Annotated in this window: 10 protein-coding genes; 6 read left to right on the top strand and 4 right to left on the bottom strand. The window is 69.4% G+C overall.

Going from position 1 to position 12,563, the window contains the following annotated elements; genetic code table 11:
• Positions 1-37: 37 nt before the first annotated feature.
• Together dapD and dapC are read right to left on the bottom strand one after the other, a co-directional pair.
• Positions 38-871 (bottom strand): 2,3,4,5-tetrahydropyridine-2,6-dicarboxylate N-succinyltransferase, encoded by an 834-nt coding sequence (gene dapD, locus VF522_RS17840; RefSeq protein ID WP_330909648.1) that lies wholly within the window; start codon positions 869-871, stop codon positions 38-40.
• The gene (gene dapC / locus VF522_RS17835; protein WP_330909647.1) at positions 868-2,079 is read right to left on the bottom strand and encodes a succinyldiaminopimelate transaminase; all 1,212 of its coding nucleotides are present in this window, start codon (positions 2,077-2,079) and stop codon (positions 868-870) included. Before dapC ends, dapD begins: the two co-directional genes overlap by 4 nt.
• A gap of 58 nt (positions 2,080-2,137) precedes the next feature.
• On the opposite strand from dapC, the gene VF522_RS17830 reads away from it, so the two are divergent.
• Together VF522_RS17830 and VF522_RS17825 are read left to right on the top strand one after the other, a co-directional pair.
• The gene (locus tag VF522_RS17830) at positions 2,138-3,172 is read left to right on the top strand and encodes an alkane 1-monooxygenase (protein ID WP_330909646.1); all 1,035 of its coding nucleotides are present in this window, start codon (positions 2,138-2,140) and stop codon (positions 3,170-3,172) included.
• Positions 3,173-3,279: 107 nt separating this feature from the next.
• Positions 3,280-3,714 (top strand): hypothetical protein, encoded by a 435-nt coding sequence (locus VF522_RS17825; protein ID WP_330909645.1) that lies wholly within the window; start codon positions 3,280-3,282, stop codon positions 3,712-3,714.
• Between the two features lie 55 nt (positions 3,715-3,769).
• Here the strand turns inward: VF522_RS17825 and VF522_RS17820 are convergent, their stop codons facing one another.
• Positions 3,770-4,540 (bottom strand): MHYT domain-containing protein, encoded by a 771-nt coding sequence (locus VF522_RS17820; protein WP_330909644.1) that lies wholly within the window; start codon positions 4,538-4,540, stop codon positions 3,770-3,772.
• A 311-nt stretch (positions 4,541-4,851) separates the two neighbouring features.
• Here VF522_RS17820 and smc point away from each other — a divergent pair, with 311 nt between their 5' ends.
• The 3 genes from smc to ligA are packed head-to-tail and all read left to right on the top strand — an operon-like array spanning position 4,852 to position 11,445.
• Positions 4,852-8,367: a chromosome segregation protein SMC gene (gene smc, locus VF522_RS17815; protein ID WP_330909643.1), complete on the top strand. Its 3,516-nt coding sequence runs from the start codon at positions 4,852-4,854 to the stop codon at positions 8,365-8,367.
• Positions 8,364-9,389 carry a cell division protein FtsZ gene (locus tag VF522_RS17810; protein ID WP_330909642.1) on the top strand — a complete coding sequence of 342 codons (1,026 nt, stop codon included), beginning with the start codon at positions 8,364-8,366 and terminating at the stop codon, positions 9,387-9,389. Before smc ends, VF522_RS17810 begins: the two co-directional genes overlap by 4 nt.
• A 4-nt stretch (positions 9,390-9,393) precedes the next feature.
• Positions 9,394-11,445, top strand: coding sequence for an NAD-dependent DNA ligase LigA (gene ligA, locus VF522_RS17805; RefSeq protein WP_330909641.1), 2,052 nt, complete (start codon positions 9,394-9,396; stop codon positions 11,443-11,445).
• Here the strand turns inward: ligA and VF522_RS17800 are convergent, their stop codons facing one another.
• Positions 11,446-11,862 carry a YbaN family protein gene (locus VF522_RS17800; protein WP_330909640.1) on the bottom strand — a complete coding sequence of 139 codons (417 nt, stop codon included), beginning with the start codon at positions 11,860-11,862 and terminating at the stop codon, positions 11,446-11,448.
• A 65-nt stretch (positions 11,863-11,927) separates the two neighbouring features.
• Between VF522_RS17800 and def the strand changes: the two genes are divergently transcribed.
• Positions 11,928-12,467 (top strand): peptide deformylase, encoded by a 540-nt coding sequence (def, locus tag VF522_RS17795; RefSeq protein WP_330909639.1) that lies wholly within the window; start codon positions 11,928-11,930, stop codon positions 12,465-12,467.
• Positions 12,468-12,563: the final 96 nt, after the last annotated feature.

The raw sequence follows: 12,563 nt of genomic DNA, 5'->3' as shown, positions 1-12,563 counted from the left end.
CCTGGGTTCCCGCCTCCGCGGGAACGACGGTGGTCCCTCAATCGCGCAGCAGGTCGTTCAGGCTGGTGGAAGCGCGCGTCTTGGCGTCCACCGTCTTCACGATGATCGCCGCGTACGTGTTGTAGTCCGTGCCGTTCTTCGTCTTCTTGGGCATGCTGCCGCTGATCACCACGCTGCCCGCGGGCACGCGGCCGTAGATCATCTCGCCGGTGTCGCGGTTGAAGATCGGCGTGCTCTTGCCGATGTACACGCCCATGCCGAGCACCGAGTTCTCCTCGACGATCACGCCTTCGACCACTTCCGAGCGAGCGCCGATGAAGCAGTTGTCCTCGATGATGGTCGGATTGGCCTGCAGCGGCTCCAGCACGCCGCCGAGGCCCACGCCGCCGGACAGGTGCACGTTCTTGCCGACCTGCGCGCAGGAGCCCACGGTGGCCCAGGTGTCGACCATGGTGCCTTCGTCGACCCAGGCGCCGATGTTCACGTAAGAGGGCATCAGGATCGCGCCCCTGGCGACGAAGCTGCCGCGGCGGGCCACGGCCGGCGGCACCACGCGCACGCCGGTGGCCGCCATCTCCTCGGGCGACAGGTGCGAGAACTTGGTGGGCACCTTGTCGAAGAAGGCCAGCTCGCCGGCCTTCATGATCACGTTGTCGTTCAGGCGGAAGGACAGCAGCACCGCCTTCTTGATCCACTGGTGCACGGTCCACTGGCCCACGGCCTGGCGGGTGGCCACGCGCAGCTTGCCGGTGTTCAGTTCCGCGATCACGTGCTCCACGGCATCGCGAACCTCCTTGGGTGCGGAGGCGGCGGAAAGGCTGGCGCGGTCGTCCCACGCGGTGTCGATGATCTGTTGCAGCTGCTGGCTCATGAGGGTGACCTGGAATTGTTCTGGACGAATTGCACGATGCGCTGGGCGGCCTCGACGCACTCGGCGGTGTCCGCCACGAGCGCCATCCGGATGCGGCCGGTGCCGGGATTCACGCCCCCGGCCTCGCGTGCCAGGTAGCTGCCCGGCAGCACGGTCACATTGTATTGAGCCAGCAGGTCGCGGGCGAACGCGGTGTCGCTTCCGCGCACCCCCGCCCACAGGTAGAAGGCGGCGTCGGGCAGCTGCACGTCCAGCGCCTGCTCCAGCAGGGGCGTGACTTCGGCGAACTTGCGCCGATAGAGCTCCCGGTTCTCCACCACGTGCTGCTCGTCGCTCCAGGCGGCGATGCTGGCCGACTGCACGATCGGGCTCATGGCGCTGCCGTGGTAGGTGCGATAGAGCAGGAACTGCCGGATCAGCGCGGCGTCGCCCGCGACGAAGCCGCTGCGCATGCCCGGCACGTTGCTGCGCTTGGACAGGCTGGTCAGCGCGATCAGCCGGCGGAAGTCGCCGCGCCCGAGTTTCGCGGCCGCTTCCAGCCCGCCCAGCGGCGGCTCGTCGCGGAAGTAGATCTCGCTGTAGCACTCGTCGGAGGCGATCACGAAGCCGTGGCGGTCCTGCAGCTCGAACAGCTTCTTCCACTCCGCCAGCGGCATCACCGCGCCGGTGGGATTGCCGGGGGAGCAGACGTACAGCAGCTGCGTCTTCGCCCACACGCTTTCGGGCACGCTGTCCCAGTCGACGGCGAAGTTGCGCGCCGGGTCGCTCGGCGCGTAGTACGGCTCGGCGCCCGCGAGCAGGGCCGCGCCCTCGTAGATCTGGTAGAAGGGATTGGGGCAGACCACCACGGCGGGCTTCGTGGGGTCGATCACGGTCTGCGCCAGCGCGAACAGCGCTTCGCGCGAGCCGTTCACCGGCAGCACCTGCGTGGCCAGGTCCACCTTCAGCGCATAGCGCTGCTCCAGCCACCGTGCGCAGGCCTGCCGCAGTTCGGGCGAACCCGCCGTCGCCGGATAGCCCGAGAGATCGTGCCCGGGCGTCTCCATGGCGCGGGCGAGGGCCTGCTTGATGAAGGCCGGGGTGGGGTGCTTCGGTTCGCCGATGCCCAGGCTGATGGGGCGATAGGAAGGATTGGGCGTCACGCCGGTGAACAATTGCCGAAGCCGCTCGAAGGGATAGGGCTGCAGCTTAGCCAGCAGGGGATTCATCCCCGGATTATCCCTGTCTCGATTGACGCTGCCGCCGCTGCAGAGGTTCAATGGGCCCATGTCGCTCCTGCGCCCGTCCGACCTGCGCTTCCTGCTGGCAGTGATCTTTCCGGCCCTGACGCTGGTGTCCGTGTCGTCGCACCCGGAACGTGCCGCGCTCAATGCGTTCGCGATCTGGGCCGGCATCGCGCTGCTGGAGGCCGCGCTGCCTCCGCTGTGGCGCTCGCCCGCGCCCGATCCGCGCGCCGCATGGCTCGCCTGGATCCCGCGCGCGTTCGTGCCGCTGGAACTGCTGCTGTTCGCCGTCGGCTTCCAGGCCGTCGCCGAGGCGGACTGGCTGACGGTGCTCGGCGTGGCCTACACCGCCGGCTTCGTCGCCGGCGCGCAGGGCATCACCTTCGCCCACGAGCTGGGGCACAGCCGCCACCGCGCCGACCGCCTGCTCGGATGGGTGCTGATGACGGCCGTGAACTACGGCCACTTCATGGTGGAGCATTACCGAGGCCACCACGTGCGCGCCGCGACCTGGGACGACCCGGCGAGTGCGCGTCCCGGCGAGAGCCTGTGGCGATTCCTGCCCCGCACGCTGTGGGGCAGCTGGCGCGATGCGTGGCGGCTGGAAGCCGAACGCCTGCGCCTGCACCGCAAGGGCTGGCATCGCAGCCCGCTGGTGTGGAGCACCGCGGTGAACGTCGCGGTGTTCGGCGTCCTGATCGTCGCGGCGCAGTGGAAGATGCTGGTGTTCTGGATCGTGCAGTCCGCCTTCGCCGTGTGGCTGCTGGAGACGGTCAACTACATCGAGCACTACGGGCTGCAGCGGCGCACCGGTCCCGACGGCCGTCCCGAGCCCTTCGCGACCGGCCACGCCTGGAACACCGACACCATGCTGGGCAACAGCCTCCTCCTGAACCTGCAGCGCCACTCCGACCACCACGTCCACGGCTGGAAGCCCTACGCCGAACTGCGGATGCTGCCCGCGCCGCAGCTGCCCACGGGCTATGCCGGGTGCCTGCTGCTGGCGGCGCTCCCGCCGGTGTGGTTCGCCCTCATGCACCGGCGCGCGCCGCAGCGGGCCGAAGTAGCGTCAAAGTGAACCGAAAGTAGCGCGCGGTAGTTCGATCGCCGAAATCCGGTACTGCTTCAGGGGCCTGCGGGCACATTCCGCGTCGCAGGCATGTGCCTGCGCCACCACGAGATCCCATGAAGATCGCTTCCCTTTCCGGTATCGCCCTGGCCGTCTCCACGCTGGCGGGCTGCTACGTCGTGCCGCTGCAGCCGATGCCGGCCGGAAACACCGTCGTCGTCCCCGCCGGTGCCGCCGCGCCCGCGGTGCCGGTGACCTTCACCGCGCGGCTGTACCCGGCGAACGAGCAGGCCGGCCCCTACGGCGTGGTCCCTGCCGTGGTGACCAACGATCTCAATGGCCGCGGCCACTTCTCCCCGGTGATCAGCGGCGAAAGCTTCAACGGCGAGGCCACGCGCGTGGCAGGCTCCAGCCGCGAGGGCGTGGCCAATGGCGCGGGCAACCGCGGCAGCTTCCTGAACTGCCGCTACACGATGAACTCGCCGACGCTGGGCACCGGCAACTGCCGGATGTCCAACGGCGCCTTGTTCACGATGCACGTGGGCAGCTAGGCCGGCACGCCCTGCCGGCTCTCGGCCGTGGCGCCAGGCATCGGTCGGCCGCGCGCTACGCCGCGAGCCGGCTTTCCATGTCTTCGTAGTCCTCCGTGCTGGACTGGTACAGCTGGTAGACGGTGATGAGGGCGGCCATGGTCATCGCGCCGAACACCACGAGGTAGGGCAATGCCGCGGCGCTCACGTAGCCGAAGCCCTGGGGCGTGGCTGCGCGGTCGGACACGGTGCAGACGAACTCCGCGGCCCGCATCCCGGTGTAGTGCATCGCGCACACCGCCACCCCCATGACGAGGCTTGCGACTGCCCGCATGCCGATGGACGCCGTGTTGAAGGCGAGCCACAGTGCCGCCGTGGCCGCCGCCACCGCGATCATCGCGGAGTGCGCCACGACCTCGTAGTCCCAGCGGATGAAGCCGCCGATCTTCATCCCGAACATGCCCAGGTAGTGCATCACCACCACGCCGATGCCGAGCAGGAGGCCGGCGCCGGCGATGCGGCCCAGGCGGTGCGGCGCCCTGGCCACGAAGCCCAGGGCGAGCGCGCTGCCGACGATGGCGGCGACCAGCGAGACGACGGTCTCCACCATCGCGTAGCTGCTCCCGGCATCGAGCTTCAGGGCCAGCATGCCGATGAAGTGCATGGACCAGACGCCGATGCCGCCGAGCGCGATGCCCGCGGCCACGGTGCTGCCCAACCGGATCCGGCCGTCGGGGCGCCGGATCCCGTTGGCGGAGTTGAGGGCGACGTAGCTCCCGATCGCGGAGATCGCGTAAGAAAGGGCCACGAAGCCCGATTGGTAACTCGAACTGACGACCTGTTCCATGGATTGCTCCTGCTGCGTTGCAGGCGCAATCTGACGCTGGACTAGGCAAATCCCCTATAGTCCATTAGGACTACGGCGTAAACAACTCCCCAGAAAGGGGAAGTCGGTGGGGCCGAATGCGGCGCGGGCGCCACACAGGGATCTGCCGGGGCCGGTCCGGGGCTGGGTGCGGGGAGACACCGGCGGCCCCGCCTGTTGCGCAAAGTCACGGCCGAGCTAGAGGGCGGTGCGGGGACCAGCGGTTATCATTTCCCGCAACGACGCCGGCCCGCAGCCGGCGTCTTCATTCGAATCAGCAGGGGCGAGGGGCCGTGCGTCTCACATCGATCAAGCTTTCCGGGTTCAAGTCCTTTGCCGAGCCCACCAACTTCATGCTGCCCGGCCAGCTGGTCGGGGTGGTGGGGCCCAACGGCTGCGGCAAGTCCAACATCATGGACGCCTGCCGCTGGGTGCTGGGCGAGTCCAAGGCCAGCGAACTGCGCGGCGAGTCCATGCAGGACGTGATCTTCAACGGCACGACCACCCGCAAGCCCGCCTCGCGCTCCTCGGTCGAACTGGTCTTCGACAACGCCGACCACCGCGCCGGCGGCCAGTGGAGCCAGTTCGCCGAGATCGCCGTCAAGCGCGTGCTGACGCGCGACGGCACCTCCAGCTACTACATCAACAACCAGCCGGTGCGGCGCCGCGACGTGCAGGACGTGTTCCTGGGCACGGGCCTGGGCCCGCGCGCCTACGCCATCATCGGCCAGGGCACGATCAGCCGGATCATCGAATCCAAGCCCGAGGAACTGCGCCTGTTCCTCGAGGAAGCCGCGGGCGTCTCCAAGTACAAGGAGCGCCGCCGCGAGACCGAGAACCGCCTGCACGACACGCGCGAGAACCTCACGCGGGTGGAAGACATCCTGCGCGAGCTGAATAACAACCTCGAGAAGCTGGAAAAGCAGGCCGAGGTGGCCGCGAAGTACAACCAGCTGCAGGCCGACGTCACTCTCAGGCAGCACCAGCTCTGGTACTTGAAGCGCGCCGAAGCCGAAGGCGACCAGGGCAAGATCAAGGGCGACGCCGACAAGGCGGTCAACGACCTCGAGGCGCGCGTGGCCGACCTGCGCCGCGTCGAGAGCGAGCTGGAAACCATCCGCCAGGCGCACTACGCCGCCGGCGACCAGGTGAACCAGGCGCAGGGACAGCTCTATGAAGCCAGCGCCGAAGTGGGCCGGCTCGAAGCCGAAATTCGCTTCGTGGTGGAAGGCCGCCAGCGCGTCGAGCAACGGCTGATCCAGCTGAAGGAACAGACGGCGCAGTGGGCGACGCGCAAGGAAGAAGCCGAAGCCGAGACCGAGAACCTCGCCGCGCAGACGCTCGATGCCGAGGAAAAGGCTGCGCTGCTCGCCGCGCAGGTGGAGGAGCAGGGCCTGCAGCAGCCCGATCTCGAGGAGGCCGTGCGCCAGGCGCAATCGAAGTCCTCCGAGCAGCGCGGTGCGGTCGCCCAGGTGCAGCAGCAGATCCAGGTGCTGGCCGCCGACCAGCGCAACATCGAGGAGCAGTCGCGCCAGCTGAACCAGCGCCGCGAGCGCCTGGTGACGGATCGCAATGCGCTGGCTGCGCCGGACGAACAGCGCCTCGTCAACCTGCAGTCGCAACTCTCGACGGCGCAGGAAGCGGCCGAGACGGCGGATGCGCGCCTGCACGAACTGCAGGAGCAGGTGCCGCAGCTCGATGAAGGCCGTCGGGCCAGGCAGCAGGACGTGAACACCCAGGGCGCACGCCAGGCCGACCTGTCGGCGCGCATGGAAGCGCTGAAGGCGCTGCAGGAAAAGGTCCGCACCGACGGCAAGCTGCAACCCTGGCTCGCCAGGCACGGCCTCGGGGGCCTGCAGGGCCTGTGGACGAAGATCCACATCGAGCAGGGTTGGGAAAACGCGCTGGAAGCGGTGCTGCGCGAGCGCATGAGCTCGCTGGAGGTCTCGCGCCTGGACATGGTCCGCGCCTTCGCGAGCGACGCGCCGCCGGCCAAGCTGGCCTTCTATCACGCCCCCCCGGCCGGCGCGCCGGAAGCGGCCGCCGCGCTGCCGCGTCTCGCCGACCTGCTGCGCCTCAACGACGCCGGCCAGAAGGCGCTGCTGTCCGACTGGCTGCACGGCTGCTACACCGCGGGCTCTCTGGAAGAGGCGCTGGCCGCGCGCGACAAGCTCCAGGCCGGCGAAGCGATCTACGTGAAGTCGGGCCACTGCGTCACGGCGCACAGCGTGAGCTTTTATGCCCAGGACTCCGAGCAGGCCGGCCTGCTCGCACGCCAGCAGGAGATCGAGAACCTCGAGAAGCAGTTGCGCGCCCAGGTCCTGATCGCCGAGGAAGCGCGCACCGCGCTGGTACGCGCCGAAGCTTCCTACAGCGACGCCTCGCAGCGCCTCACGGTGGCGCGCCGCGAAGCGGCCGAGAACCAGAGCCGCGCCCACGAGCTGCAGGTCGAGACCCTGCGCCTGACGCAGCTGGCCGAACAGACCCGCGCCCGCAGCGAGCAGATCGCCGGCGACATGGCCGAAGTCGACGCGCTGCTGGAAGAACTGCAGGAACGCCGCGTGGCCGCCGAAGGGCGGTTCGAGGAGCTGGACATGCAGCTGGCGGACAGCCAGGAGCGGCATGCGCAGCTCGACGAGCGCGTGATCGAGGCGGAGCGCAAGCTTGCGGAAGCGCGCGAGCAGCACCGCAGCCTGGAGCGCCAGGCGCAGGAAGCGCAGTTCTCGCAGCGCGCGCTGGAAGCGCGCAAGGGCGAATTGCAGCGGTCGATCGTGACGGCCACGCAGCAGACGACGTCGATCGCCTCGGAAGAAGAGCGTGCCCGCGCCGAGCTCGCGCGCCTGACCGACGCAGCGGCGCAAGCCGGCCTGCAGGGCGCGCTGCAGCTCAAGTCCGAACGCGAGCAGGTGCTGGGCGCCAAGCGCAGCGAATACGACGACCTCACCGCCAAGCTGCGCGCCAGCGACGAGCGCCGCCTGCAGCTCGAACGCGAACTCGACCCGCTGCGCCAGCGCATCACCGACCTGCAGCTGAAGGAACAGGCCGCGCGCCTGGGCCTGGAGCAGTACACGCAACTGCTGACCGATGCGCAGGCGGACCTCGAGGCCGTGGCCAGGTCGGTCGAGGATGGCAACGTGCGCCTCTCGGGCATGCAGTCGGAGATCGACCGCTTCCACCGCGAGATCGCCGCGCTGGGCGCGGTGAACCTCGCCGCGCTGGAGGAACTGAGCACCGCCCGCGAGCGCAAGCAGTTCCTCGATGCGCAGACCAAGGACCTGACCGAGGCGATGACCACGCTCGAGGATGCGATCAGGAAGATCGACGGCGAGACGCGCGAGCTGCTGGGCAGCACCTTCAACACCGTCAACGAGCACTTCGGCCGCATGTTCCCCGAGCTGTTCGGCGGCGGCAACGCCAAGCTGGTGATGACGGGCGAGGAGATCCTCGACTCCGGCGTGCAGGTGATGGCGCAGCCGCCCGGCAAGAAGAACCAGACGATCCACCTGCTGTCCGGCGGCGAGAAGGCCCTGACCGCCATCGCGCTGGTGTTCGCGATCTTCCAGCTCAATCCCGCGCCCTTCTGCCTGCTGGACGAGGTGGACGCGCCGCTGGACGACGCCAACACCGAACGCTACGCCAAGCTCGTGAGCAGCATGAGCAAGGAGACGCAGTTCCTCTTCATCTCGCACAACAAGATCGCGATGGAGATGGCGGAACAGCTGATCGGCGTGACCATGCAGGAGCAGGGCGTCTCGCGCATCGTGGCGGTGGACATGGAGTCCGCCGTGTCGATGGCCGAGGCCGCATGAGCGGTTTCACGCTCGGTCTCGCCGTCCTCGGCGGGCTCGTGCTCGCCTTCCTGGTCGGATGGAATGCGTGGACCACGCGCCGCGCGACGCCGCGGCAGGCCGAAGTGGCCGTGGCGCAGGCGGCGGCGGCCGACGTGCAGGAGCGCAATGAGCCGGTGCTGGACGACGTCCCGCTCGCACCGTTGCCCCTGCCTGAACGGAAGCCCGGCCTCGATGCGCTGATCGACGCGCTGGCGCAGATCGCCGTCGATGCGACGGCGTCCGGTGAGCTCGCGCTGTCGGCCCTGCCGCCCACGCGCCGCGCCGGCAGCAAGCCCTTCGCCATCGAGGGCCGCAACGAGGCCACGGGCGACTGGGAGACGCCGCGCGCCGGCCAGCGCTACACCGCGTTCCAGGCCGGCGTGCAACTGGCCAACCGCAGCGGCGCGCTCAATGACATCGAATTCTCCGAATTCGTGATGAAGACGCAGGCCTTCGCCGACGCGGTGAACGGCGCCGCCGAATTCCCCGAGATGCGCGACGAGGTCGCCCGCGCGCGCGAGCTGGACCAGTTCGCCAGCACGCACGACGCCCAGCTGGGATTCACCCTGCGCGCGCGCAATGCCGCCTGGAGCCCGGGCTACGTGCAGCAGAACGCGTCGCGCCTCGGTTTCGTCGCCGGAGCGATCCCGGGCCGCCTCGTGCAGCCGGCCAGCGTGCCCGGCGGCCCCCCGGTGCTGGGCTTGGCGTTCTCGACCCAGGCGGCGCTGTCGGACGATCCGTCCCATTCGGCGATCCGCGACGTGATCCTCAGCCTGGACGTGACGCACGTGCCGCGCAGCGAGCAGCCCTTCGCGCGCATGGCCGACGCGGCGATCGCGCTGGCGGCGTCGATGGACGGCCTGATCACCGACGACAACGGCCACGTGATCCCGAAGGAGGCGCTGGACCGCATCGGCGCCGACCTCGAGCAACTCTACGACACGCTGGACGCGCGCGACCTCTCCGCCGGTTCGCCGCAGGCCCGGCGGCTTTTCTCCTGAACCCATGAGCGCTTCCGGAAAAGTGCAGGAGCGCGTCGACGCGCTGCGCGAACTGCTGCACCACCACAACCACCAGTACTACGTGCTGGACCAGCCGGACATCCCCGACGCGGAATACGACAAGCTGTTCCAGGAGCTGCAGAAGCTGGAGGAGCAGCATCCCGAACTGCGCACGCCGGACTCGCCCACGCTGCGCGTCGGGGGCGCGGTGCTGGAGGGCTTCGCCAAGGTGCGGCACAGGGTGCCGATGCTGTCGATCCGCACCGAGACCGACATCGAGGCGAGCGGCGCGCGCAACTTCGACGCCCGCGTGCGGCGCGAGCTGGGCCTGAAGGAAGATGCCGGGCCGATCGAGTACGTCGCCGAGCTGAAGTTCGACGGCCTCGCGATCAGCCTGCGCTACGAGAACGGCGTGCTGGTGCAGGCCGCGACGCGCGGCGACGGCGAGATCGGCGAGGACGTCACGCAGAACATCCGCACGATCGGGCAGATCCCGCTGCGCCTGCGCGGCAAGGACCTGCCGCCCGTGCTGGAAGTCCGTGGCGAGGTCTACATGCGCCGCGACGACTTCGATCGGCTCAACGAACTGCAGCGCGACAAGATCGCCAAGGGCGCCAGGAACGAGAAGACCTTCGTCAATCCGCGCAATGCGGCGGCCGGCGCGGTGCGCCAGCTCGATCCGGGCATCGCGCGCCAGCGGCCCCTGAGCTTCTTCGCCTACGGCTGGGGCGAGATCGTCGACGGCCCCGCCTTCGCGACGCACCACGACGTGCTGATGGCGCTGAAGGCCTGGGGCCTGCCGGTCTCCGAGCGCGTGACGGTGGCGCGCGGCGCCGACGACCTGATCGCCTACCACCAGCTGGTGGGCCGCGAACGCGACGGCCTGCCTTTCGACATCGACGGCGTCGTCTACAAGGTGAACGGCCTGGCGCTGCAGCGGCAGCTCGGATTCGTCACGCGCGAGCCGCGCTGGGCGGTGGCGCACAAGTTCCCGGCGCAGGAGCAGATGACGACGGTCGAGGGGATCGAGATCCAGGTCGGCCGAACCGGGAAGCTCACGCCGGTTGCCAAGCTGAAGCCGGTCTTCGTCGGCGGGGTGACGGTGACCAACGCCACGCTGCACAACGAGGACGAGGTGCACCGCAAGGACGTGCGCATCGGCGACACGGTGATCGTGCGCCGGGCCGGCGACGTGATCCCCGAAGTGGTGGCCGTGGTGCCGGACAAGCGCCACGCGGACGCGCCGGTGTTCCACATGCCGAAGGCCTGCCCCGTGTGCGGCTCGGAAGCCGTGCGCGAGGAAGGCGAGGCCGACCACCGCTGCACCGGCGGCCTGTTCTGCAGCGCGCAGCGCAAGCACGCCATCCTGCACTTCGCGCAGCGCCGCGCGCTGGACATCGAAGGCCTGGGCGAGAAGCTGGTGGACCAGATGGTCGAGGCCAGCGTGATCCGCACGCTGCCGGACCTCTATCGGCTGGGCCTCGCGAATCTCGTCGCGCTGGAGCGCATGGGCGAGAAGTCGGCGCAGAACGTGCTCGCGGCCCTGGAGAAATCCAAGGCGACGACGCTGCCGCGCTTCCTCTTCGGCCTGGGCATCCGCCACGTCGGCGAGTCGACGGCGCGCGACCTCGCGCGGCACTTCGGCAACCTGGATGCGATCATGGACGCGCCGGTCGAGCAGCTGTTGCAGGTCCCCGACGTCGGCCCGATCGTGGCCGAGAGCATCCACGCCTTCTCCCAGCAGCCGCACAACCGCGAGGTGATCGAGCAGCTGCGCGCCTGCGGCATGCATTGGGAAGAGGGCCCGCCTGCCGCGCAGGAGCCCAAGCCGCTGGCGGGCAAGACCGTGGTGCTCACGGGCACGTTGACGACGCTGTCCCGCGACGAGGCGAAGGACCTGCTGGAAGCGGCCGGCGCGAAGGTCGCCGGATCGGTCAGCAAGAAGACCGACTACGTGGTGGCCGGAGCGGAAGCGGGCAGCAAGCTGGACAAGGCGCGCGAACTCGGCGTTGCCGTGCTGGACGAAGAAGGATTGCGCCGGCTGCTGGCGGGTTGATCAGTCGGGCCGGCGCTCCGGGCGCCGCCACAACCACGCGAGCACCGCCGCCATCGCGAGGACCGCGGCGCCGATCGCGAGCCACCAGCTGCGCGGTGCGACCAGCAGCAGCGTCCCCGCGCTGATCGCGATCATCACGGTGGCGGCCCACTTGGCGTAGCGCGGCACCACGCGGTGCATTTCCCAGTCGCGCAGCGGCCGGCCGAAGCGCGGATGCGTCATCAGCCACTGGTGGAGGCGCGGCGAGGAGCGCGAGGCCGCCCAGGCCGCCAGGATCAGGAAGGGAACCGTGGGCAGCACCGGCACGAAGATGCCGATCACCCCCAGCAGCACGCAGACGGCCGCCAGCGCGAGCAAAAGCCAGCGCGCCGCGGCGGACAAGGGGCGGGTGGCGGTGGCGGAGCCTGGTGCAGTCACAAGCAAAACATACCATCGCCGCCGCCCGCGCGGGGACGGAAACCTCTCGGGGTATGCTCGTATCCATGGCTGTCCGAGAGATATTGAAGATGGGCGATGCCCGCCTGCTGCGCACGGCGCAGCCGGTGCGCGCCTTCGGCACCCCCGAACTGCGCGCGCTCGTCGCCGACATGGAAGACACGATGAAGGCCGCCAGCGGCGCCGGCCTCGCCGCGCCGCAAATCGGCGTCGACCTGCAGCTGGTGATCTTCGGCACCGATGCGCCGAATCCCCGCTATCCCGACGCGCCGCCCGTGCCGAAGACGGTGTTGCTCAATCCGGAGATCACGCCCTTGTCCGCGGAAGAGGAAGACGGCTGGGAGGGCTGCCTGTCGGTGCCCGGCCTGCGCGCCGTGGTCCCGCGCTGGAAGGCGATCCGCTACACCGGCTTCGACGAACGCGGCAAGCGCATCGCCCGCGAAGCCGAAGGCTTCCACGCCCGCGTGGTGCAGCACGAGGTGGACCACCTGTTCGGCAAGCTTTACCCCATGCGCGTGCGGGACTTCACGCAGTTCGGGTTCACCGAGGTGCTGTTCCCCGGGCTGGACGCGGGCGAGGACGATTAAGTCCGTTCCGTCATTCCCGCGAAGGCGGGAAACCAGGGCTTCCAAGGAAAAAGCGGCCCGCCGGCCGCTTTCCTGAATGCTCTGGCTCCCCGCCTG

The sequence above is a fragment of the Ramlibacter sp. genome, assembly GCF_036383835.1.
In the GTDB taxonomy this organism is placed as follows: Bacteria; Pseudomonadota; Gammaproteobacteria; order Burkholderiales; family Burkholderiaceae_C; genus Ramlibacter.
Note: the sequence above shows the minus strand (reverse complement) of the source record. Positions and strands in the feature narration are given on the sequence as shown.

Excerpts from the sequence above, each read along its gene's own strand:
- dapC (WP_330909647.1), bottom strand. The coding sequence starts at position 2,079 with ATGAATCCCCTGCTGGCTAAGCTGCAGCCCTATCCCTTCGAGCGGCTT.
- VF522_RS17825 (WP_330909645.1), top strand. The coding sequence starts at position 3,280 with ATGAAGATCGCTTCCCTTTCCGGTATCGCCCTGGCCGTCTCCACGCTG.
- ligA (WP_330909641.1), top strand. The coding sequence starts at position 9,394 with ATGAGCGCTTCCGGAAAAGTGCAGGAGCGCGTCGACGCGCTGCGCGAA.
- VF522_RS17810 (WP_330909642.1), top strand. The coding sequence starts at position 8,364 with ATGAGCGGTTTCACGCTCGGTCTCGCCGTCCTCGGCGGGCTCGTGCTC.
- def (WP_330909639.1), top strand. The coding sequence starts at position 11,928 with ATGGCTGTCCGAGAGATATTGAAGATGGGCGATGCCCGCCTGCTGCGC.
- VF522_RS17830 (WP_330909646.1), top strand. The coding sequence starts at position 2,138 with ATGTCGCTCCTGCGCCCGTCCGACCTGCGCTTCCTGCTGGCAGTGATC.
- dapD (WP_330909648.1), bottom strand. The coding sequence starts at position 871 with ATGAGCCAGCAGCTGCAACAGATCATCGACACCGCGTGGGACGACCGC.
- VF522_RS17820 (WP_330909644.1), bottom strand. The coding sequence starts at position 4,540 with ATGGAACAGGTCGTCAGTTCGAGTTACCAATCGGGCTTCGTGGCCCTT.